This window comes from Polaribacter sp. L3A8, assembly GCF_009796785.1.
Taxonomy (GTDB): Bacteria; Bacteroidota; Bacteroidia; order Flavobacteriales; family Flavobacteriaceae; genus Polaribacter.
Genome location: NZ_CP047026.1, coordinates 942118 through 963506, shown reverse-complemented (window position 1 = coordinate 963506; position 21389 = coordinate 942118). Strand labels below are relative to the sequence as shown.

Annotated in this window: 19 protein-coding genes and 1 riboswitch; of the genes, 15 read left to right on the top strand and 4 right to left on the bottom strand. The window is 31.1% G+C overall.

Going from position 1 to position 21389, the window contains the following annotated elements:
- Window positions 1-2: 2 nt before the first annotated feature.
- From GQR92_RS03625 to GQR92_RS03615, 3 genes are all read right to left on the bottom strand, one after another.
- Entirely contained in the window at window positions 3-1667 is a 1665-nt protein-coding gene (locus tag GQR92_RS03625) for a peptidase domain-containing ABC transporter (RefSeq protein WP_158837845.1), read from the bottom strand.
- A gap of 2 nt (window positions 1668-1669) precedes the next feature.
- On the bottom strand, window positions 1670-2341 hold the full coding sequence (locus tag GQR92_RS03620) for a TetR/AcrR family transcriptional regulator (protein WP_158837844.1): 672 nt from the start codon (window positions 2339-2341) through the stop codon (window positions 1670-1672).
- Between the two features lie 174 nt (window positions 2342-2515).
- Window positions 2516-3544, bottom strand: coding sequence for a hypothetical protein (locus GQR92_RS03615; RefSeq protein WP_158837843.1), 1029 nt, complete (start codon window positions 3542-3544; stop codon window positions 2516-2518).
- Between the two features lie 275 nt (window positions 3545-3819).
- Here GQR92_RS03615 and GQR92_RS03610 point away from each other — a divergent pair, with 275 nt between their 5' ends.
- From GQR92_RS03610 to GQR92_RS03600, 3 genes are all read left to right on the top strand, one after another.
- Entirely contained in the window at window positions 3820-4272 is a 453-nt protein-coding gene (locus GQR92_RS03610; protein WP_105048843.1) for a cold-shock protein, read from the top strand.
- Between the two features lie 93 nt (window positions 4273-4365).
- Window positions 4366-5181 carry an AraC family transcriptional regulator gene (locus GQR92_RS18110; protein ID WP_158837842.1) on the top strand — a complete coding sequence of 272 codons (816 nt, stop codon included), beginning with the start codon at window positions 4366-4368 and terminating at the stop codon, window positions 5179-5181.
- A 192-nt stretch (window positions 5182-5373) separates the two neighbouring features.
- Window positions 5374-7914: an outer membrane beta-barrel protein gene (locus GQR92_RS03600; RefSeq protein WP_158837841.1), complete on the top strand. Its 2541-nt coding sequence runs from the start codon at window positions 5374-5376 to the stop codon at window positions 7912-7914.
- A 149-nt stretch (window positions 7915-8063) separates the two neighbouring features.
- On the opposite strand, the gene aroB is transcribed toward GQR92_RS03600, so the two are convergent.
- Complete coding sequence (gene aroB, locus GQR92_RS03595; protein ID WP_158837840.1) at window positions 8064-9122, bottom strand: 3-dehydroquinate synthase; 1059 nt, start codon at window positions 9120-9122, stop codon at window positions 8064-8066.
- A gap of 89 nt (window positions 9123-9211) precedes the next feature.
- On the opposite strand from aroB, the gene GQR92_RS03590 reads away from it, so the two are divergent.
- From GQR92_RS03590 to GQR92_RS03535, 12 genes are all read left to right on the top strand, one after another.
- The gene (locus GQR92_RS03590; protein ID WP_158837839.1) at window positions 9212-10375 is read left to right on the top strand and encodes a proline dehydrogenase family protein; all 1164 of its coding nucleotides are present in this window, start codon (window positions 9212-9214) and stop codon (window positions 10373-10375) included.
- Window positions 10375-10677, top strand: a complete 303-nt coding sequence (locus GQR92_RS03585) for an LETM1 domain-containing protein (protein ID WP_158837838.1) — start codon at window positions 10375-10377, stop codon at window positions 10675-10677. The genes GQR92_RS03590 and GQR92_RS03585 overlap by 1 nt, the downstream gene beginning before the upstream one ends.
- A 78-nt stretch (window positions 10678-10755) precedes the next feature.
- Window positions 10756-10850, top strand: a riboswitch (TPP riboswitch).
- On the top strand, window positions 10812-11102 hold the full coding sequence (gene thiS / locus GQR92_RS03580; RefSeq protein ID WP_302849599.1) for a sulfur carrier protein ThiS: 291 nt from the start codon (window positions 10812-10814) through the stop codon (window positions 11100-11102). Its footprint overlaps the riboswitch before it by 39 nt.
- A gap of 48 nt (window positions 11103-11150) precedes the next feature.
- Window positions 11151-13010 (top strand): phosphomethylpyrimidine synthase ThiC, encoded by a 1860-nt coding sequence (gene thiC / locus GQR92_RS03575; protein ID WP_158837837.1) that lies wholly within the window; start codon window positions 11151-11153, stop codon window positions 13008-13010.
- A gap of 248 nt (window positions 13011-13258) precedes the next feature.
- Window positions 13259-13855, top strand: a complete 597-nt coding sequence (locus GQR92_RS03570) for a thiamine phosphate synthase (protein WP_158837836.1) — start codon at window positions 13259-13261, stop codon at window positions 13853-13855.
- Window positions 13856-14145: 290 nt separating this feature from the next.
- On the top strand, window positions 14146-14910 hold the full coding sequence (locus GQR92_RS03565; protein WP_158837835.1) for a hydroxymethylpyrimidine/phosphomethylpyrimidine kinase: 765 nt from the start codon (window positions 14146-14148) through the stop codon (window positions 14908-14910).
- Entirely contained in the window at window positions 14907-15512 is a 606-nt protein-coding gene (gene thiE / locus GQR92_RS03560; RefSeq protein ID WP_158837834.1) for a thiamine phosphate synthase, read from the top strand. The genes GQR92_RS03565 and thiE overlap by 4 nt, the downstream gene beginning before the upstream one ends.
- Window positions 15513-15634: 122 nt before the next feature.
- A complete protein-coding gene (locus tag GQR92_RS03555; RefSeq protein WP_158837833.1) occupies window positions 15635-16405 on the top strand; it encodes a thiazole synthase in 771 nt (256 codons plus the stop codon).
- A gap of 4 nt (window positions 16406-16409) precedes the next feature.
- A complete protein-coding gene (thiH, locus tag GQR92_RS03550) occupies window positions 16410-17519 on the top strand; it encodes a 2-iminoacetate synthase ThiH (protein WP_158837832.1) in 1110 nt (369 codons plus the stop codon).
- Window positions 17520-17579: 60 nt separating this feature from the next.
- Window positions 17580-18632, top strand: a complete 1053-nt coding sequence (gene moeB / locus GQR92_RS03545) for a molybdopterin-synthase adenylyltransferase MoeB (RefSeq protein ID WP_158841945.1) — start codon at window positions 17580-17582, stop codon at window positions 18630-18632.
- A gap of 122 nt (window positions 18633-18754) precedes the next feature.
- The gene (gene typA, locus GQR92_RS03540; protein WP_158837831.1) at window positions 18755-20527 is read left to right on the top strand and encodes a translational GTPase TypA; all 1773 of its coding nucleotides are present in this window, start codon (window positions 18755-18757) and stop codon (window positions 20525-20527) included.
- A gap of 108 nt (window positions 20528-20635) precedes the next feature.
- Window positions 20636-21013 (top strand): hypothetical protein, encoded by a 378-nt coding sequence (locus GQR92_RS03535; protein WP_158837830.1) that lies wholly within the window; start codon window positions 20636-20638, stop codon window positions 21011-21013.
- Window positions 21014-21389: the final 376 nt, after the last annotated feature.

The window sequence follows — 21389 nt, the reverse complement described above, 5'->3', positions numbered from 1 at the left end:
ACTTATTTTATTGATTTAATTTCACCTTTTTCTAATGTAATAATTTCGTTACATTTAGTTCTCCAACTTTTTTTACTACTAACTACAATTAATGCCCAAGGTCTTTTAAGATCTGTTAAATAATTAATGATGCGAACAGTTTCTTCTAAATTAAATTGATCTAAAGGATCTTCTAAAATCATTATTTTAGGTTGCTTAATAATAGCTCTTGCTAAAATTAATTTTTTTGCAATGGTAAATGACATTTGCCTACCTTCTGGATATAAAACAGTTTCTAAGCCTTTAGGCTGTTCTTTTAAAAATTGCGTTAAACCTACTGTTTCTAAAGCTTCGTATATAATTTCATCTTTAACCTCTTTGTTACCAAAAACTAAATTGTTTTTAATACTGCCTTCAAAAGGAGTTTCGTCTGATAAAGATAAACCTAATTGCGATCTATAATGATTTAAATGGAGGCTACTTAATGATAAATTATTGATATAAATATTACCAGAAATTGGTTCTATAACTCCAGATATTAAGCGTAATAAAGTAGATTTACCAGCACCACTTTCTCCCATTACTAAAATTCTACTTTTAGGTTTTAAGGTTAAAGAAATATTTTTAATAATGTGTTTTTCTCTATTTTCTACACCATAAGAAACACCATCTAACTCTACTGTTAGGCCTTCTTTAAATAAAGGTCTTTCTCCTTCTTGTGCTTCTAATTCTTTGTCTACAACTTGTCCTATTTTTTCTATTGATGTAAGCACGTCGTAAAAAGACTCTAAACCTATAATTAGTTTTTCTACAGACTGAATAACCAAAAGAATAATAATTTCTGCAGCCACAAATTGCCCAATATTCATTTCTTGATTTAACACTAAAGCGCCACCAATTAGTAATAAACTGGCCGTTACAATTACTTTAAAACCAATCATTTGAATAAATTGTAGCATCAGTATTTTAAAATGGTTTTCTCTTGCTTCTAAATATTTATCGACCAAATCATCATTTTTTTGAAGTGCTAAATTGGTATTACCAGACAATTTAAAACTGACTACCGTTCTTGCTACTTCCTGTATCCAATGAGCTACTTTGTATTTTTTTTTAGATTCTATTAAGCTGGTTTCTAGCCCTTTTTGAGCGGTGAATTTAAATACGATATAAATTAAAAGTAATAATAGAATACCAAAAACAATAAAAAAGGCATGGTAAAAAGATAACAAAATCAACGCAAAAATAATTTGTAACAATGCCGTTGGTATATCAATTAATATTTTTGATAATCCTTTTTGTATGGTTAAAGTATCAAAAAAACGATTGGCCAATTCTGGAGGATAATTATCTCGCAGTTCATTCATCTTTATTTTAGGAAAACGATAGCTCAATTCAAAAGAAGCTCTCGTAAAAATTCTTTGTTGTATCGTTTCTATAATTCTTAACTGCATTAATTGCAATGCACCAGAAAAAACAACACCAATAGTTACCAAAATTACTAAAACAATCCAAGAAGTAGAAATTTGTGCTCCTTGTATTAAATTAATAATTGCCTGTATACCTAAGGGAAGAGAGAGGGCTACAAGACCACCAAAAATGGCATAGTAAAATATTTGAAAGATATCTTTTCTTTCTAATTTTAATACACCAACAAATCTTTGCCAAGGAGTTAATTGTTTGTTTTCCATATTTATTTGATTGTATTTTTAACTAAATGTATAAAAAAATTAGTAGGTGTATCTTTTGTTTCACTATTTGTTATCAAAGGAAAATGTTCTTTAAGATAATGTTGATGTAAACTACCTTCTATAAGTGTACTTGCCAAACTTAATGCAAAAGGATACTTTTTATTTACATCCAATATCATAGTACTAATTCTGGTAATTATTCTTTTGTAAACCTCAAAATATCCATCTTTGTTATCCGCATCTACTTCTTTTGTTAAAAAGGATTTTGAGCTTTCATTTATTATGATTTTATGCAAAAGTGATTTATTTATATGTATAAAATTATCATCTTCTTTAACTGTGCTAGTTACTACCTCTATCGCTTTTACTAGTTTTTCATTGGCATTAGAAATACTAAAAGTTTCAATAACTAATTGATACTCTAACCAAGCCCAATACCAGGATGATAGGTATAAAAGTAGTTTATATTTGCTTTCAAAATATCTATAAATAGAACTTTCATTAGATCCAATTTTTGTTCCTAATTTTTTAAATGTAAAAGCTTCAAATCCAATTTCATTAATCAATAGAATACTATGCTCTATAATTTTTTTTCCTAAAACGGAAGTTTCAGGATCTTTGATAAATATTTTATCTGGGACAGAAATTTTTAAAACAGATAATAAGTTCTTCATAATTTATTGATTATATCGCAAATATAATAGTAATACTATCACTAAAGTATGTTTTACTATTTATTTATATTTTTTTAACATCTAACAACTTAAATATACTTCATAAAAAAACCTTCCGTAAAAACGGAAGGCCAACATTAAACACGCTACTAAAAAAAGTTTCTTATGCTTATTTTAGTTCTTATATAAAAATACTGCAGAAGCAGCTGCTAAATCGCTATTATAAACAGGAGTTAAGTTTCCACCATTATTAATAGTATTAAAAGCAAGAATTCTTCCTCCGCCATTACCTGCTTCAGCAATAAAAACGGTCTTAGTTTCTCCATCATAAGCAACATCTACAGGATTTCCCATTAATGTATTTGTACCAGAAACTCTTGTTTGTTCTGTAATTGCTAAAGTATTTCCGTTTGTAGTAGCGGTAAATTTACGGGTAAAGTTTTCTATTATTTGAAAACCACCATCATCTTGTCCGTTAGTAGCATCTCCAATATCTGTTAAAATCATGGTGTCTGTAGAAAGATCGTATGTTATTCCATGTGTTCTTACAATTCCTTCTATGGCAATTTGTTTTGTAGCATCTACGGTTGTTGTAGAAGTGTTGTTTAAAAAATTAGTAAATACAGCTAATTCACTTGTAGTATCTACAATTGCATAAAGATCATTGCCTATAAATGTAATACCCCAAAGTTTAAAATTTGTTGTAATGGTGTTTCTTAAAGTAAACTGATTTCCACTTTTAGTATAGATAAAAAGTTTACCATCTTTTGTATTTGCATTACCATCTGCATCTGCATTATCTGCTACTACATAGAAATCACCATTTACAGCCAATTCTCTAGGGCTTGTCATATCTAAACTTCCAACTATATTCGCAGTTACAGTTGTAGATAATATAGGTGTGTTTGTAGTAATACCTGTATAACCTTCTACACCAAATGTAGTTCTAGAAGATTGTACAATTAAATCTTCATCTCCATTGTAATATATTCCGTCTGCTGCTGTGGTAGAAGTTGTTAATGTAGATTTAGTTACGGCGTTCAGGTTGTTTACATTATAAATATTTACATTTCCATCAGAATTATTTGATGTAAATAAAAGATTGGTGCTTACTAAAGCTGTAATTTCATTGTCGTTGTTAGTGCAAGATGATAAGCTAATTGCTGCTGCACATATAATTGCAAAGGTTTTTATTGTTTTCATAATTTAATAGATTTTAGTTTTCAGATATATATACGTAGAAGAGTTACAGTTGGTTTTATTAAAACCATTTTTTTTTATTTTTTTAAGATTTAATAAATAATTGTTTCTTAAATGTCTAACTATTTTGAAAACTTTTAAATTTGTCGTATCTTTGCGCCATTAAGAAAAAATACACTCCTCTAAATACACTAGTTAGCGTTAGTTTGATTTCGAATTTCCAGTTAGGTATTTTATCTTTTCAAAAATATTAATTTAAAAAAACTCTTATATTTTTAATGGCAAAATCGCAGCAGACCTTTAGTAAAAGTGAAAAAGAAAAAAAACGTTTAAAAAAACGTCAAGACAAGCAAAAGAAAATGGACGCTAGAAAAGCGAACAAAGAAGAAAATGGATCAACAGGTATCCAATTTGCTTATGTAGATCATAATGGAAACTTAACAGATACTCCACCAGATCCAGATTTAAAAGTAGAATATGAATTGGAAGATATTCAGATTTCAGTAACCAAAAAAGAAGATTTACCAGAAGAAGATCCTGTTAGAAAAGGAAAAGTTTCTTTCTTTGATTCATCTAAAGGTTTTGGGTTTATTATAGACTTAGAAAATAACGAAAAATATTTTACACACGTAAGTGGTTTAATAGATGAAATTGCAGAAAACGATAAAGTTTCTTTCGAATTAGAAAGAGGTATGCGTGGTATGAATGCAGTTAAAGTTAAAAAAGTTTAATACTTTATTTATTTTACACTATAAAAAAAAATCCTTCTAGATAGAAGGATTTTTTTTATATCATTGTTTTACAGCTTACTCTAAAAGATGTTGATGAAGAGCAAAATTGATACTTACAATAAAATAGCAGAATATAACGACATTAAAATTGAAGAATTTGATGTTACAAAGCGGTATACTAAACCGCATAAGCACAATAAATATTTAGAAATTGTCTACTTTATAAAAGGAGCAGGTTTTCATCATGTAGATTTAAAGAGTTATAAAATAAAACCATCAACGGTTTTTGTTATTAAAAAAGAGGAAGTACATCATTGGGAAATTACAACCCAACCCAAAGGCTATGTAATCATTATAAAAGAAACTTTTTTAGAAAAAACCTTAGATAAGTTTATCAATCATCAGTTATTAAAATTACAGCATACATCAAAAATAAAAACTACTAAAAAAGATGCTTCATTAAAAGCACTTTTTAAATCATTGGCCTGGGAAAAGCAGCAAGAAAATGTAAATAGAGAAGCGGTAGAAGGCGGATTAAAAGCATTGTTTTCTAAGTTAGTAGCGTATGCACATTTAAAAAAAGTAGAGAGTACAGATGTGGTTTTGCTTTTTACAGATCTTTTGTCTCGCACGCTAAAAAATAATGTCAATTTTTATGCAGAAGCTTTAAATACAACTCCTCAGAACTTAAATGCAATTTGTAGAAAAGAATATGGTAAATCTGCATCAGATATAATTGCAGATCATATCATAAAAGAAGTTAAAAGACGTTTGTTATATACAAATGAGTCTATTAGTGATGTTGCGTATAGTTTAGGCTTTAAAGATTCTTCTCATTTTACAAAATATTTTAAGCGCTACACAGGTGAAACTCCCAAACAATTTAAGAAACCAAAGAAAATTATTTAGACCATAAAATTTTCAAATAGACCATTTTAAAACAATACACTAAAGTACTTTTGCTAGAAAGTATGAAAGATGTTATTTTGCAGGCTTTTACTATGGATAAAAATGAAACCCATGAAACCTTATTTGTTTATTTAGTCTAACCACTTCATAATATAATTAAACCAAATTATAACTTAGATAAAACCAATTTCAATGAAATTTAAAAAATGTGTATTTTTAGTACTTGCGCTTATTGCAAGTCAGGTTGCTACTGCTCAATTAACTGGTAAAATAACAGATTCAGAAGACAATTCTCCGTTAGAATATGCTACGTTAGCGTTGTATAATTCAGGCAATAAAATTTTAGTAACAGGTGTTGTTACTAATTTAGAGGGTTTATTTTCTATAGAAAATGTTAAGCCAGGAAACTATTATTTAGAGGCTTCTTTTATTGGTTATCAAATTAAAACTGTTAAGCCGGTTGTAATCAATAAAAAAGGTGAGAGAAAAAATGTAGGAACTATATCGCTAATTTTAGGGACTGGTAACCAATTGAATGAAGTTGTTGTAAAGTCCGAAAGAAGTGCCGTTGTACATAAAATAGACCGACAAGTTTTTGATACTAAAAAATACCAAAGCACAGTAGGAGGAAATGCGGTAGATGTGGTTAAAAACTTACCTTCTATTACTGTAGATGGTTTAGGAGATATTAGTGTAAGAGGTAGTAAAGGTTTTACGGTTTTAATCAACGGAAAACCAACGCAAGGTGATGCAAGTACTATTTTAGCGCAATTGCCAGCAAATGCTTTAGAAAGTGTAGAGTTAATTACAGCGCCTTCTGCAAAGTACGATCCGGAAGGAAAGGGAGGTATCTTAAACATCATCACTAAAAAAAGGGCTATCAACGGAACGTTTGCGCAAGTAAATGTTCGTGGTGGATTTCCTTCGATAGAAGAATATGATACAAAAGTAGCGGCAAAGAGATACGGAATTGATGCTACTGTAAATAAAAGAACAGATAATTGGAATATTTCTGTGGGTGCTAGTTACCAAAGAAATGATAAAACGGGTAGAAGAGAAGGAGATATGTATATTGTGAATACTCCTGAAAATAAAACTACTTTTTTACCTTCGGATGGTGAGCGAAGTTTTGATGAAGTTACTTATAACGGACGTTTTAATGTAGATTATACTCCAAATAAAGCGGATAGTTATTCGATTGGTCTTTTTGCTGGAAAACGTACCAAAGATCGTTTGGCAGATATTATTTATACAGATAATCATGCTATTTCTCCTATCGGAAGTGACAATCGTTTGTATACTTTTTCATATTACAACCATAACTTAAGAACTAGAAAAGGAGATTTTGCTTTGGGTAGTTTTGATTATGCGCATCAATTTGATAATGCATCTAAGCTTTCTGCATCAATTTTATATGAATATACTTTTTTAGGCGGTCCAACAGAGAATGACAATTTAGGGCATCCTAATAATAATATCGTTTATCAGAGAGAATATAATACCAATGATAATCCTTTATACGGAACACGTTTTAACCTAGATTACCAATGGAAACCTTTTTCTTTTGGAACTTTAGAAACAGGATATCAATATAGAGATTTAGACCATACAGGTACGTTTGAGTATTTTAGAAACGAAAATTTAGTTTCAAAATTTACAGAAGATGATTTAGTTCCTGAATTTTCTAGTGATGTTAGTTTAAAAAGAACCATTCATTCTGGGTATGCGCAAGTAACTGGTTCTAAAAGTAAATGGGATTATGCAGCCGGAGTTCGTTTAGAGTTTATGGATAGAGTGTATAAAGAGGCTTTAAGAAGTGAGGCTAACGAGAATGTTTATAATTACGATTTTGTAAAGTTATTTCCTTCTGCATCTTTACAATATAAAATTAACGATAAAACGAATATAAAAACGGCTTATAGTAAAAGGGTAGAAAGAACTACTACTTTTAAGATGAATAGTTTTGCAGAACGTGAGCATTCTGAAGTTTTTGAACAAGGAGACAATGAGTTGTTACCAGAGTTTATCGATTTAGTAGAATTAGGAATTACTAAAAAATTAAAAGGAGGGAACGCTGTGTATGCAACGGCTTATTTTAGGCATGTAGATAACGTTATTAATCGTGTAAATACGTTGGCTTATGAGAAAAGTGGCGCAATTATAGATAGCGTTATTAATAGAGTATATTCTAATGTTGGTAAAAGTAATGCTGTAGGTTTAGAGGTTGGAGCAACGATTAAACCAACCGAAAACTGGACGAACTCTTTAGGAGTAAATGTATATAATTATGCCATTGATGGTGTGTTAAACTTTAACCATAGAGACGGAATTGATAGAAGTTATGATATAGACTCTAAGTCTACCATTTATTCTTTTAACTTAAACTCTACGTATAATTTTGGGGAGAATGCGTCTTTACAATTTACCTTTAACTACTTGTCTGATAGAAATACAGCAATGGGTGAAGATTCTCGTTTTTACTCGCCAAACTTAACGTTTAGAAAAAAGTTTATGGACGATAGGTTAACAGCAACTTTGCAATGGCAAAATATGGATATGGGCTTGTTAAACACCAATGAGCAACGTATAACAACCTCGGGAGCTAATTTTTATACCACTACAAACTACAAGTATGAGGTAGATATGGTTTCTTTAAATTTATCATATACGTTTAATGCTGCTAAAAATAAATCGAAATTTATTGATAGTGAATTTGGTAAGAAAGAGTTTTAGAAAAGACTTTTGACATTTTTTTTTTGATGTAAGACTAAAAAATGACGTAAAAGATAAAAATAAAAAAGGATAATTAATTTTTTAAATTAATTATCCTTTTTTGTCTTATAATTGAATATTACAATTTGTCATAAAGTCCTAAGTCATTTTTAAGAATTATAAAACTCCATACTTTCAATAATCAATTCTTCTGGTACTTTACAGTCTATTTTATAATCTTGATAATCGTTTAGTAAAACAAAGTTTACTTGTCCGTTTACATTTTTCTTATCATGCTTTAGCATTTCCATAATAGCAGCAAAGTCTTCTTTTAAAAGATTCGTTTTATTATAAATTGATAAAACAACGTCTTTTACTTCGCTTACTTTTTCGGTTGGAAAACCTATTAATTTAGAAGACATAAAACACTCGCAAACCATTCCAATAGCAATTGCTTCTCCGTGTGTTAGGTTTTCTTTGTCTTCAGACTCTAAGTAAAAAGACTCAATAGCGTGCCCTAATGTATGTCCGAAATTTAAAATTTTTCGTAAGCTTTGTTCTTTAGGATCTTGTAAAACTACTTCGTTTTTTATAGCTATAGATCTATGGATTAAGTCGCTTATAACTAATTTTTTATTGTCTTTAATCTCTTTAAATAGTTTAAGATCGTATGTAATTCCGTATTTAAGTATTTCTGCGGTACCAGATTTAATTTCTCTTTCAGAAACAGTGGTTAAATAATCTGTATCTACAATTACCATTTCTGGGTTTGCAAACAATCCAATCTGATTTTTTAACACGCCTAAATCTACTCCTGTTTTTCCTCCAACAGAAGCATCTACCATAGATAATAATGTGGTTGGTATGTTTACAAAGTCAATTCCGCGTTTAAAACAAGAAGCAACAAAACCACCTAAATCTGTAATTACGCCACCACCTAAAGTAATAATTAAACTTTTTCTATCTCCACCTAATTCGGTAATTGCATTCCAAACCCCAACACAAGTTTCTAAGTTTTTATTAATTTCTCCAGACTCAATTTCTATGACTTCAATACGCTTGTCGGTCTCTAAATTGGGTATAAATTTAGGATAACAATGCTCAAACGTATTCTCATCAACCAAAATAAAGAGTGTAGAGTAGTTATTAAGCGCAATTAAATTAGAAAGTTCTTGGTATGCTTTGTTCTGAAAATGAACAGGATATGTTACTGCTTGAATAGTTTTCATTGCTAAATTATTAAGTGTGCAAATTAAAAATAAAATATTCAATTATTACCATTCTATAGTTATATTTGTTTTTACTAAAACGATATAGTATGAAACTTTTTGATAATACAGAAGTTGCTTTTGCTTTAAAATCAGATTCTCAATTAGAACGCGCTTATTTTTTGTTTAAGATGATACAAAACGAACCAATGGTAAGAATTGGTAGTGCGGTAACTAATTTTGCGTTAAAAGTTCATTTACCGGTAGAAGGGCTTATACGATCTACGGTTTTCGATCATTTTTGTGGAGGTGTAACAGAAGACGATTGTATGCCTATTATAGATAATATGTATGCAAACGGAAACGTACACAGTGTTTTAGATTATTCTGTAGAAGGGCAAGACAAAGAAGTTAGTTTTGATGGCGCTTTAGAAAAAATTTTAAAAATTCTTAATTTTTGTGAAGAAAAGAAATCCATTCCTTATGCGGTTTTTAAGCCCTCTGGTTTTGGTCGTTTTGCATTGTTTCAAAAAATATCCGAAGAAAAAGAGTTAACAACAGAAGAAAAAGAAGAGTGGAATAGAGTAGTAGCACGTTTTCATAAAGTATGTAAATTGGCTGCTAAAAAAGATGTTCCTTTATTAATTGATGCAGAAGAAAGTTGGATGCAAAAAGCTGCTGACGAGTTAATTGAAGAATTAATGGAAATCTATAATAAAGACAAAGCAATTGTTTTTAATACATTACAAATGTACAAACACGACAGAATGGAATATCTAAAAGAGTTGCATGGGAAAGCAAAAGAGAAAGGGTTTTATATAGGAATGAAAGTTGTTAGAGGTGCTTATATGGAAAAAGAACGAGAAAGAGCCGAAGAAAAAGGCTATCCATCACCAATTTGTAAAGACAAACAAGCTACAGATATCAATTATGATACTTGTATAAAATACATGATGGCGCATCCAAAGATGGCTTTATTTGCAGGTACTCATAATGAAGAAAGCTCTTATTTGTTAATGGATTTAGCCAAAAAACACGGAATTAAAAAAAATGATAATCGTCTTTGGTTTGGACAGTTATTTGGTATGAGCGATCATATTAGTTACAATTTAGCAAACCAAGGTTATAACGTAGCAAAGTACCTTCCTTTTGGTCCTGTAAGAGATGTAATGCCTTATTTAATTAGAAGAGCAGAAGAAAATACTTCAGTATCAGGACAAACAAGTAGAGAGTTGAATCTTTTAGATACAGAAAGGAAGAGAAGAAAATTATAATGACAAGTTTAGAAGAAATAAAATTATTAGTTTATCGAAATAAACTAAGACTTGAGCAAGAATTAAGGCAAAGTAAAGAAGCTGTTTATTTAATAAAGAAATCTACACATGCTAATTTAACTGAAGAAGAAAAAGATAAAATTAAAATTCAGTTATTAGATATTTGCAAGGCAATACCAGCATTGGCGGTATTTTTATTACCTGGAGGTGCTTTGTTATTACCGCTTTTAATAAAACTAATTCCAGATATTCTACCATCTGCATTTAAAGATGATTTGCCAAATGATAAAAAACAGGCTTAATTATAGTGGGTTTATAAAATCTTTTAGAATTAAAGCTTAAAACTTCTTTTATATTTAAATAATACAATACATTTGTAAAGTAAACTTTAGGAGTAGCTATTAAATTAGTTTGAGAAAAATCCTTAGAACCTGATTTGGTTAATACCAACGTAGGAAAAAGTTGCTTAGATTTAGTTATACAAAACTACCTCTCTACGGTTTACAGTAAATATTTTAAAAATATGATTACTATAAAAGTAAACCAAGAAAATCATCAATTTTCAGAAACTTTAGCGTTAGCAGAATTAATTCGTTTTTTAGAAATAAAAACGAACGGAATTGCTGTTGCTATAAATGGCAGTGTAGTTAAAAAAAGCGATTGGTCTTTACGGTTACTTCAAAATAGTGATGAAGTTTTAATTATTAAATCCACACAAGGAGGTTAATAGTTAAACATTAAAAAAACAAACTATTTAATTGATCTAACTATAATTATGAAGAGCAAAGACACCGCACCAAAGCAAGACGGAATTACAAGACATCCGTTTCCTAATTCTACAAAAGTGTATGTATCAGGTAAAATTCATCCACAGATTAAAGTCGCAATGCGAGAAATCGCATTGAGTGATACGACAGATTCTATGACGAAAAAGAAAACGCCAAACGAACCTGTTACTGTTTATGATACTTCTGGGCCTTACACAGATCCAAACAAAGAAATTAATATTCATGCTGGGATAGAAAGAATCCGTGAACAATGGATTCTAGACAGAAGAAACGTAGAACAATTAGATGGCTTTTCTTCTGAATATTGCAACGAGCGTTTAAACGATAAAAGTTTAGATCACATGCGTTTTGCCTTATTAAAGAAACCTTTAAGAGCAAAAAAAGGCCAAAACGTTACGCAATTACATTACGCAAAACAAGGTATGATTACTCCAGAAATGGAATACATTGCCATTCGAGAAAACCAACGAATAGATGAAATGACAGAGATTAGAAAGCAGCACAAAGGCGAGCACTTTGGCGCTTCTATTCCAGATAAAATTACGGCCGAATTTGTACGTTCAGAAGTCGCAAGAGGTCGTGCGGTAATTCCTTCAAATATCAATCACCCAGAAGCAGAACCTATGATTTTAGGTAGAAACTTCTTGGTTAAGATCAATGCAAACATTGGTAATTCTGCCGTAACATCTTCTATAGAAGAAGAAGTAGAAAAAGCAGTTTGGGCGTGTCGTTGGGGAGCAGATAATATTATGGATTTATCTACCGGAGAAAACATTCATGAAACGCGTGAGTGGATTGTTCGTAATTCTCCAGTACCAATTGGTACCGTGCCAATTTACCAAGCTTTAGAAAAAGTAAACGGAGTTGCAGAAGACTTAACGTGGGAGATTTTTAAAGATACCTTAATTGAGCAAGCAGAACAAGGTGTCGATTATTTTACCATTCACGCGGGTGTTTTGTTACGTTACGTACCAATGACTGCAAAACGTGTTACAGGTATTGTTTCTCGTGGCGGTTCTATCATGGCAAAATGGTGTTTAGCGCATCATAAAGAAAGCTTTTTGTACACACATTTCGAAGATATTTGTGAGATTTTAAAACAATACGATGTTGCTTTTTCTTTAGGTGATGGTTTACGTCCGGGTTCTGTAGCAGATGCAAATGACGAAGCGCAGTTTGCCGAATTAGAAACTTTGGGCGAGTTAACTCAGATTGCTCGTAAGCACGAAGTACAGTGTTTTATAGAAGGTCCAGGTCATGTGCCAATGCACATGATTAAAGAAAATATGGAAAAGCAAATTGAGGTTTGTGATGAAGCTCCTTTTTATACGTTAGGTCCTTTAACCACAGACATTGCACCAGGTTACGATCATATTACATCAGGAATTGGAGCGGCTATGATTGGTTGGTTTGGTTGCGCAATGTTGTGTTATGTTACGCCAAAAGAACATTTAGGTTTGCCAAACAAAGAAGACGTTCGTGTGGGTGTTGTTACTTATAAATTGGCAGCACATGCAGCAGATTTGGCAAAAGGGCATCCAGGTTCTCAGCATAGAGACAACGCCTTAAGTATGGCGCGTTTTGAGTTCCGTTGGCACGATCAGTTCAATTTAGGACTAGATCCAGAACGTGCTTTAGAATACCACGATGAGACGTTACCTGCCGATGGCGCAAAGGTTGCTCATTTTTGTTCTATGTGCGGACCGAAATTCTGTTCTATGAAAATATCGCAAGAAGTGCGTGATTTTGCTGCTGAGAACGACATTGTAGATAATGAAGTAATTGCAAAAGGCTTCGAAGAAAAATCGAAAGAATTTAAAGAAAAAGGATCGGAAGTGTATTTATAATATAATTAGGAAGTTCCCACGCTTAGAAAAAAAGCGTGGTCGGGCTTTCCGTTATATCTTTTGCTTGTTCTCGATACAAATTTATTCCGTTGCACTGCATAAATTCACTCGAACTGACAGCAAAAGGATGCCACTGCAATCCCTAACTCAACCAACAGATACGTCATTAGAAGAAGTTTAAAATTAGCGTCATTACGAGGAGGTACGACGAAGTAATCTTATCTTTTAAAATCAAAACTAAAAACACCATGATAGTTCTTATTGCACCAGAAAAAGATATTCCGAATGAAATTGACATACTAAGCCAGTTGTTCGAACATGGTTTGCGTTTTTATCATTTTAGAAAACCCGAGAAAAACTACGAAGAGCACGTTGCATATTTAAATCAAATAGATAAAGAATACCACAACAGAATTGTAGTACATTATCATCATGAGTTAATAAATGAATTCAATTTAAAAGGGATTCATTTTCAAGAACAAAAACGCATAGATCATATCGATAATCCTAGTGAGTATTTTAAAAATTTAAATATGTATGGTAAAACAATTAGTTCTTCCTTTCATGAACCAAAGGTTTTAGAAGATTGTTATTTCGAGTTCGATTATCATTTATTAAGTCCGGTTTTTTCATCGATTTCTAAAGAAGGATACGAAGGCAAAGGTTTTGATGTAAACGATATCAATAAAACCATTGTTGGCATGGGCGGAATTAATTCTGAAACCATAGCAGAAACTTTAGAGTTAGGTTTTAAAGGAATTGGTGTACTAGGTGGAGTTTGGAATGCAGAAAACCCCGTAGAAAGTTTTAAAAGTATAAAAGAGAAGTTTTACTCGTTAGTTTAATGAAATGTCATTCCGGTTGAAGAGCGAAAGAAGGATCTGTTTGATGTGTATACTAATAATTGTCTGTTAGTTCGAGTGTTTGTATGAAGTGGTAACGAAATAAAAATGTATCGAGAACATATTTAGAAACACTAAGTCATTTTAAAAAATACTTATCGTTTTGCGTTAAGGATTGAACGGTTTGTTTGAGCTCTTTTTGTGAATTTTTCTTTCACAAAAAAGCGAGTAGTGAAAGCCTGACCTAAAAGGGAACGCCATTATTTAAAGAAGTAAAAAATAAAATAAGAAGTTTGAATCAAAAAAACTACATACTTACCATTGCAGGTTTAGATCCATCAAGCGGAGCGGGAATCACATCAGATATAAAAACATTTGAGGCGCATGATCTATATGGATTATCAGTTTGTACGGCAGTTACGGTTCAAAATGATATGGAATTTACAAACTGTGTTTGGATAGAGAAAGATATTATTTTACAGCAAATAGAAATGCTTTTTAAACGCTTTTCAATTCCTGTCGTAAAAATAGGAATCATCCAATCTTGGGAAATTCTATTAGAAGTAATTCAAACCTTAAAAAAGTTAAATTCGGATATAAAAATAGTCTTAGATCCTATTTTAAAAGCAAGTGCAGGTTTTACATTTCATACTATTCAAGATTTAGACACTTTCGAAAAAGTATTACAGAATTGTTCTTTTATCACACCAAATTACGATGAAATAAAAGCATTGTTTCCAGATAAAAGCATTGAAGAAACGATCGAATTTATATCAGAAAAAACAAATATCTACCTAAAAGGCGGACATAGAACCGATAAAAAAGGTTGGGACGAGGTGTATTACAATAAAATAGTAAAACTCAATATTGCGCCAATAACAATAAAACCCATTTTTGAAAAACACGGAAGCGGTTGTGTTTTATCGGCAGGATTAGCGGCAAATTTATCAAAAGAGATTTCTTTAGAAGACGCTTGTAGAAACACAAAATTGTATACAGAACAGTTTTTAAGTTCTAACGAATCTTTATTTGGAACGCATAATTATCAAGAAAAATGATTCATAAATTACACTATATATCGCAAGGTGAAACGCCCAAAGAACATTTAGAAAACATACAAAAAGCGTGTGTTGTTGGTGCAGATTGGGTGCAATTACGTTTAAAAAACAGTGATGCTAAAACCATTTTAGAAACGGCAAAAGAAGCAAGAGAAATAACAACCCGCTTTAAAGCCAAATTAATTATAAATGATTATTACAAGGTTGGCAAAGAAATAAAAGCAGACGGGGTTCATTTAGGAAAAACAGATGAATGTCCTTCAAAAGTTCGTGCTTTTTTAGGAACATCTTACATTATTGGAGGAACAGCAAATACATTAGAAGATTGCAGAAACCTACTAGATAAAAAAGTAGATTATATTGGTTTAGGCCCTTATCAGTTTACAAAAACAAAAAAGAATTTAAGTCCGGTTTTAGGTGTCGAAGGATATAAAAAACTAATAGAAGAGTTACAAACAGAAACTCCAATAATAGCTATTGGCGGAATTGCTTTAAAAGACGTTACAAAAATTACAAATACAGGTATTTACGGAATTGCAATTTCTGGGGCAATCACAAAAGATGTAACTAGTATTGCTAAATTTCAAGAAATATTAAACTAAAAATTGATATGTCTCCTTGAGCATTACTAAAATTAAAATATATTTTAATTGAAAGTAGAAAACGTAGTTATTAAGAGTTCTCGACTGCGCTTGAACGGACATCAATTCAAAACAATAAAAAAATGAGTCAAAAATTAAAAATTGCAGATAAAGAATTTACTTCTCGTTTATTTACAGGGACAGGAAAATTTAGTTCATCAAAATTAATGAAAGAAGCATTATTGGCTTCCGAAAGTGAGTTGATAACAGTTGCTTTAAAAAGAGTAGATGTTCAGGATGAGGAAGATGATATTTTATCACATTTAAATCATAAGCATATCAACTTATTACCAAATACCTCTGGAGTAAGAACCGCAAAAGAAGCTGTTTTTGCAGCAGAATTGTCTAGAGAAGCTTTAGAAACCAATTGTGTAAAATTAGAAATTCATCCAGATCCAAGATACTTATTGCCAGATCCTATAGAAACGCTAAAAGCAGCAGAAGAATTAGTTAAATTAGGTTTTGTAGTAATGCCTTATATTCATGCAGATCCTGTTTTGTGTAAGCGTTTAGAAGAAGTTGGTGTACAATGTGTAATGCCTTTAGGTGCACCAATCGGTAGTAATAAAGGATTGAAAACGGTAGATTTTTTAAACATTATTATAGAACAATCTAACGTACCAGTAATTGTAGATGCGGGTATTGGTGCGCCATCTCACGCAGCGTATGCAATGGAATTAGGTGCAGATGCTGTTTTGGTAAACACGGCAATTGCGGTTTCTCAAAACCCTGTTGCGATGGCAAAAGCCTTTAAAATGGCAGTGGAAGCGGGAAGAATGGCGTTTGAAGCAAAATTAGCTCCGCGAAGTGAAATGGCAATTGCAAGTAGTCCGTTAACGAGTTTTTTAAATTAAAAATATGAGTCATTTTAAAGAACTTTTTGATACCTATAATTGGGATTTCAGTCTAAAAAGTATTTTTGATAAAACAACTGTTGAGGTAAAACAAGCTTTATTAAAAGACAAACTAGATTTAGAAGATTTTAAAGCCTTAATTTCTCCTGCTGCAAAACCATTTTTAGAAGAAATGGCGCATAAAAGTCAGTTTTTAACTAAGAAGCGTTTTGGTAATACCATGCAAATGTATGTACCAATGTATTTGAGTAACGAATGCCAGAATATTTGCACGTATTGTGGTTTTAGTATGACGAACAAAATACCGAGACGAACGTTAACAGATGCAGAAATTTTAAAGGAAGTCGCTTTTTTAAAAGCGAAAGGATACGATCATATTTTGTTGGTAACAGGAGAAGCAAATAAAACGGTAGGAGTTGAGTATTTTAAAAATGCTATTCAATTAATTCGTTCTCAGTTTTCGAATATTACCATAGAAGTTCAACCTTTAGACCAAGACGAGTATGAAATTTTGGTAGAAAACGGATTGTATGCTGTTTTGGTGTATCAAGAAACCTATCACAGAGACGAGTATAAAAAACATCACCCGAAGGGAAAAAAATCTAATTTCGATTATCGTTTAGATACTCCAGATCGTTTAGGAAAAGCAGGAGTTCATAAAATTGGTTTGGGTTCTTTATTCGGATTAGAAGATTGGAGAGCGGATAGTTTTTTTACAGCTTTACATTTAAAATATTTACAAAAAACGTATTGGAAAACAAAGTATTCGATTTCTTTTCCAAGATTACGTCCGCATTCTGGCGGATTAGAGCCAAAAGTAGAAATGACAGATAGTGATTTAGTGCAACTAATTTGTGCGTTTCGTTTGTTTGATGAAGACATAGAATTATCGATGTCTACCAGAGAAAGTGAGGTTTTTAGAAATCACATTGTTAATTTGGGTATTACCTCTATAAGTGCAGAATCTAAGACAAATCCCGGAGGTTATACGGTAGAACCACAATCTTTAGAACAATTCGAAATTTCTGATGAAAGAAGTACTGAGGACGTTGTACAAATGTTGAAAAACCAAGATTTAGAAGTGGTTTGGAAAGATTGGGAACATTTTAAGTAATCAATTATCAATTAGGAATTACGAATTTCAAATTATGAAGTTCACGTTTAACTTATAATTATCATGCTTACATCAGAAGAAAAAAAGCAATACAATCGTCATTTAATTTTAAATGAAATAGGAGCGGAAGGACAATTAAAACTAAAACAAGCCAAAGTTTTGGTTATTGGAGCTGGCGGATTAGGTTGCCCTGTTTTACAATATTTAACTGCTGCAGGTGTTGGTACAATTGGTATTATTGATGATGATGTGGTAGATCAAAGTAATTTGCAACGTCAGATTTTATATACGGTTGATGATATTGGTTTGTCAAAAGCTAAAACAGCGGTAAAACGATTGTCGAGATTAAATCCGTTTGTGAAATTTGATGTCTATAATGAGAAATTAACCAGAGAAAATGCCATTTTAGTATTCAGTAATTACGATATTATTGTAGACGGGAGTGATAATTTTTCTACACGTTATTTAGCAAACGATGCGGCTGTTATCACTAATAAACCTTTAGTTTACGGAGCTGTTTTTAAGTTTGAAGGTCAGGTTAGTGTTTTTAATTATAAAGGAAGTGGTACCTATCGCTGTTTATATCCAACGCCACCAAAACCAAACGAATCTCCAAATTGTTCAGAAATAGGGGTTTTAGGCGTGTTACCCGGAATTATAGGGAGTTTACAAGCCAATGAAACTCTTAAGATTATTTGTGGAATAGGAGCCGTTTTAGCCAATAAATTATTGATTTACGATTCTTTACAAATGAATCAAATGCTATTGAAGTATGATAAAGATACTAAAACGAACGTTACTGCTTTAGAAACTGATTATGATTTTTTCTGTGGAATTTTATCCAAAGAAGAAATTTCTTTAGAAATGTTTCAGAAGAATAAAGAAAAGTATAATTTATTAGATGTACGAGAAATTAGGGAAAGGGAAGAATATCACATCGGAGGGCAACATATTCCTTTAGGAGAGTTATTAGAACGTTTAGATGAGGTGCATCATAATAAAGATTTAGTGGTTTATTGTCAATCTGGTGTGAGAAGTGGAAGAGCAATTGAAATTTTATCTGAGCATAATTTTAAAGCGAAAACGTTAAATTTAAAAGGAGGTTGTGTCTAATTAATATAATAAAAATTAATTAGGATATACTTTTTTAACTATTAGACAGTTAAAGTTTTTTATATAGAATAGATTCTTTAATCTAAAATCACTACTTTTGCACGAAATTTAAGAACATATTAATGCAGCCAATTAGAAATATTGCTATTATAGCCCATGTCGATCACGGAAAGACAACGTTAGTAGATAAAATTATAGATCAAGCTAAAATTTTAGACGATCGTAAAGAACGTACAGATTTATTGTTAGATAATAACGATTTAGAGCGTGAAAGAGGAATTACTATTCTTTCTAAAAACGTATCTGTTCAATATAAAGACACAAAAATTAACGTAATTGATACTCCTGGTCACGCCGATTTTGGTGGAGAAGTAGAGCGTGTATTAAAAATGGCTGATGGTGTTTTATTATTAGTTGATGCATTTGAAGGACCTATGCCACAAACTCGTTTTGTATTAGGAAAAGCCTTAGCATTAGGATTAACACCTATTGTTGTTGTTAATAAAGTTGATAAAGAAAACTGTACTCCTGACATCGTTCATGAAAAAGTTTTTGATTTAATGTTTGCTTTAGAAGCTACAGAAGAGCAATTAGACTTTACTACAATTTATGGTTCTGCAAAGAACAACTGGATGTCTACAGATTGGCAAAACCAAACAACTGATATCGTTCCGTTATTAGATGCTGTTTTAGAATCTATTCCTGCAACTAAGTACAACGAAGGTACAGCACAAATGCAAATTACTTCTTTAGATTTTTCTAAATTTACAGGAAGAATTGCAATTGGACGTGTTTTTAGAGGAGACTTAGAAGTTGGTAAAGAATATAGTTTATGTAAAGCTGATGGTTCTACTAAAAAAGTAAGAATTAAAGAATTACACGTATTCGAAGGAATGGGTAAAGTACAAGTAGATAAAGTACCTTGTGGAGATATCTGTGCTATTACAGGTCTTGATGGATTTGAAATTGGTGATACAGTTGCAGATTTAGAAAACCCAGAAGCATTGCCTAGAACAGAAATTGACCAACCTACAATGAGTATGTTGTTTACAATTAACAATTCTCCTTTCTTTGGTAAAGAAGGTAAATTTGTTACTTCTCGTCATATTCGTGACAGACTGTTTAAAGAATTAGAAAAAAACTTAGCATTAAAAGTTGAAACTACTGATAGTGAAGATAAATTTAACGTTTTTGGACGTGGAGTTTTACACTTATCTGTATTGATTGAAACAATGCGTAGAGAAGGATATGAATTACAAGTGGGAAGACCACAAGTAATTATTAAAATGATTGATGGTAAGAAACATGAACCAATGGAAACATTGTCTATTGATGTACCAGAAGATATGGCTTCTAAAGCAATTAACTTAGTATCTCTTAGAAAAGGAGATATGTTAGTTATGGAACCAAAAGGAGATTTACAACACTTAGAATTTTCAATTCCTTCTAGAGGGTTAATTGGTTTAAGAAACAAAATTTTAACTGCAACTGGTGGTACTGCAATTATTAACCACAGATTTAGTGAATATGGTCCTTATAAAGGAGACTTTACTGAAGAGGTTAAAGGAGCAATTGTTTCTTCTGCAGCTGGTAAAGCAACTGCATATGCATTAAACCGTTTACAAGATAGAGGAGTTTTCTTTATCGATGTGAATCAAGAAATCTATATTGGTCAAGTAATTGGAGAAAACAGCAAATCTGATGAAATGGCTGTGAACTTAATTAAAGGAAAGCAATTAACAAACATGCGTAAATCTGGTACAGATGAAGCTATGAAAATTGCACCTAAAGTAGATTTCTCTTTAGAAGAAAACATGGAATACATTAAAGCAGATGAGTACTTAGAAGTAACTCCAGAAAGCTTACGTATGCGTAAAATTGTTTTTAAAGGATAATAACATTTTAGTTACGGTCTTTTTCTTTTTGTAAAGTAAAAAGTCTAAAACATAAATATATACTATTGAAAAACGCCACTTTTTAGTGGCGTTTTTTATATTTGCAATATGAACGATTTTAATATTTTTTTTGAAAGATTACAACAAAGCCTTAAAAAAGATGAGTTTGTAAAACTAACGTTAAGCAAACCGATGCGTAAAAGTGAAGGGTTGTTAAATGTTTATGTACGTTTATTTAAGGTTGATGGAAAAGATATTTTTGAGTTAAAATACCGTCATGATGAAGAAAATGAATTCAAACAATTTTCTTTAGATGCGCTAAAATCAGAAATAGAAAGTTTACTACTAAATAAATTTAGAACAGGTTGCTTGTTTACTTTAAGTGAAGATTTAATTGTACTTGTATCTAAAAAGAAACTCGTTTCTTATAGAGATAACGCTCCTAGTTTTAAAAATAAATTACCTGAAATTCCACTACAATCATAACTTAGGTTTTATGCTATAAAATTTATCAGTTAAAGTTTTTTTAATAAATACATCTTCTTTTTTTAGGTGTTTTTATTTACGAAAAGTAGAAATAAAGCACTATACTTCTAATAATTTTATAAAGATTTAGTTTTATACGTGTCTTTTTTTTTATAGCAATAATTATTTGTTTTTTTTAAGCATTTACTTTGTGTGTAATTTTATCAGAATTAGTTATTTAATTGATCATAGACTCGCTTTTTTGAATACATTGTCTCTAAATAATTACTTTAGAAATGAAAGTGCTAACGTATTTAATGCTACATAAATAGGGGAGTAAAACAATTAAAAATTCTAGAGAAATTATTTATTTTGATAGTACTATAGTCTACCTTTG

Excerpts from the sequence above, each read along its gene's own strand:
- GQR92_RS03625 (WP_158837845.1), bottom strand. The coding sequence starts at position 1,667 with ATGGAAAACAAACAATTAACTCCTTGGCAAAGATTTGTTGGTGTATTA.
- GQR92_RS03620 (WP_158837844.1), bottom strand. The coding sequence starts at position 2,341 with ATGAAGAACTTATTATCTGTTTTAAAAATTTCTGTCCCAGATAAAATA.
- GQR92_RS03615 (WP_158837843.1), bottom strand. The coding sequence starts at position 3,544 with ATGAAAACAATAAAAACCTTTGCAATTATATGTGCAGCAGCAATTAGC.
- GQR92_RS03610 (WP_105048843.1), top strand. The coding sequence starts at position 3,820 with ATGGCAAAATCGCAGCAGACCTTTAGTAAAAGTGAAAAAGAAAAAAAA.
- GQR92_RS18110 (WP_158837842.1), top strand. The coding sequence starts at position 4,366 with ATGAAGAGCAAAATTGATACTTACAATAAAATAGCAGAATATAACGAC.
- GQR92_RS03600 (WP_158837841.1), top strand. The coding sequence starts at position 5,374 with ATGAAATTTAAAAAATGTGTATTTTTAGTACTTGCGCTTATTGCAAGT.
- aroB (WP_158837840.1), bottom strand. The coding sequence starts at position 9,122 with ATGAAAACTATTCAAGCAGTAACATATCCTGTTCATTTTCAGAACAAA.
- GQR92_RS03590 (WP_158837839.1), top strand. The coding sequence starts at position 9,212 with ATGAAACTTTTTGATAATACAGAAGTTGCTTTTGCTTTAAAATCAGAT.
- GQR92_RS03585 (WP_158837838.1), top strand. The coding sequence starts at position 10,375 with ATGACAAGTTTAGAAGAAATAAAATTATTAGTTTATCGAAATAAACTA.
- thiC (WP_158837837.1), top strand. The coding sequence starts at position 11,151 with ATGAAGAGCAAAGACACCGCACCAAAGCAAGACGGAATTACAAGACAT.
- GQR92_RS03570 (WP_158837836.1), top strand. The coding sequence starts at position 13,259 with ATGATAGTTCTTATTGCACCAGAAAAAGATATTCCGAATGAAATTGAC.
- thiE (WP_158837834.1), top strand. The coding sequence starts at position 14,907 with ATGATTCATAAATTACACTATATATCGCAAGGTGAAACGCCCAAAGAA.
- GQR92_RS03555 (WP_158837833.1), top strand. The coding sequence starts at position 15,635 with ATGAGTCAAAAATTAAAAATTGCAGATAAAGAATTTACTTCTCGTTTA.
- thiH (WP_158837832.1), top strand. The coding sequence starts at position 16,410 with ATGAGTCATTTTAAAGAACTTTTTGATACCTATAATTGGGATTTCAGT.
- typA (WP_158837831.1), top strand. The coding sequence starts at position 18,755 with ATGCAGCCAATTAGAAATATTGCTATTATAGCCCATGTCGATCACGGA.
- GQR92_RS03535 (WP_158837830.1), top strand. The coding sequence starts at position 20,636 with ATGAACGATTTTAATATTTTTTTTGAAAGATTACAACAAAGCCTTAAA.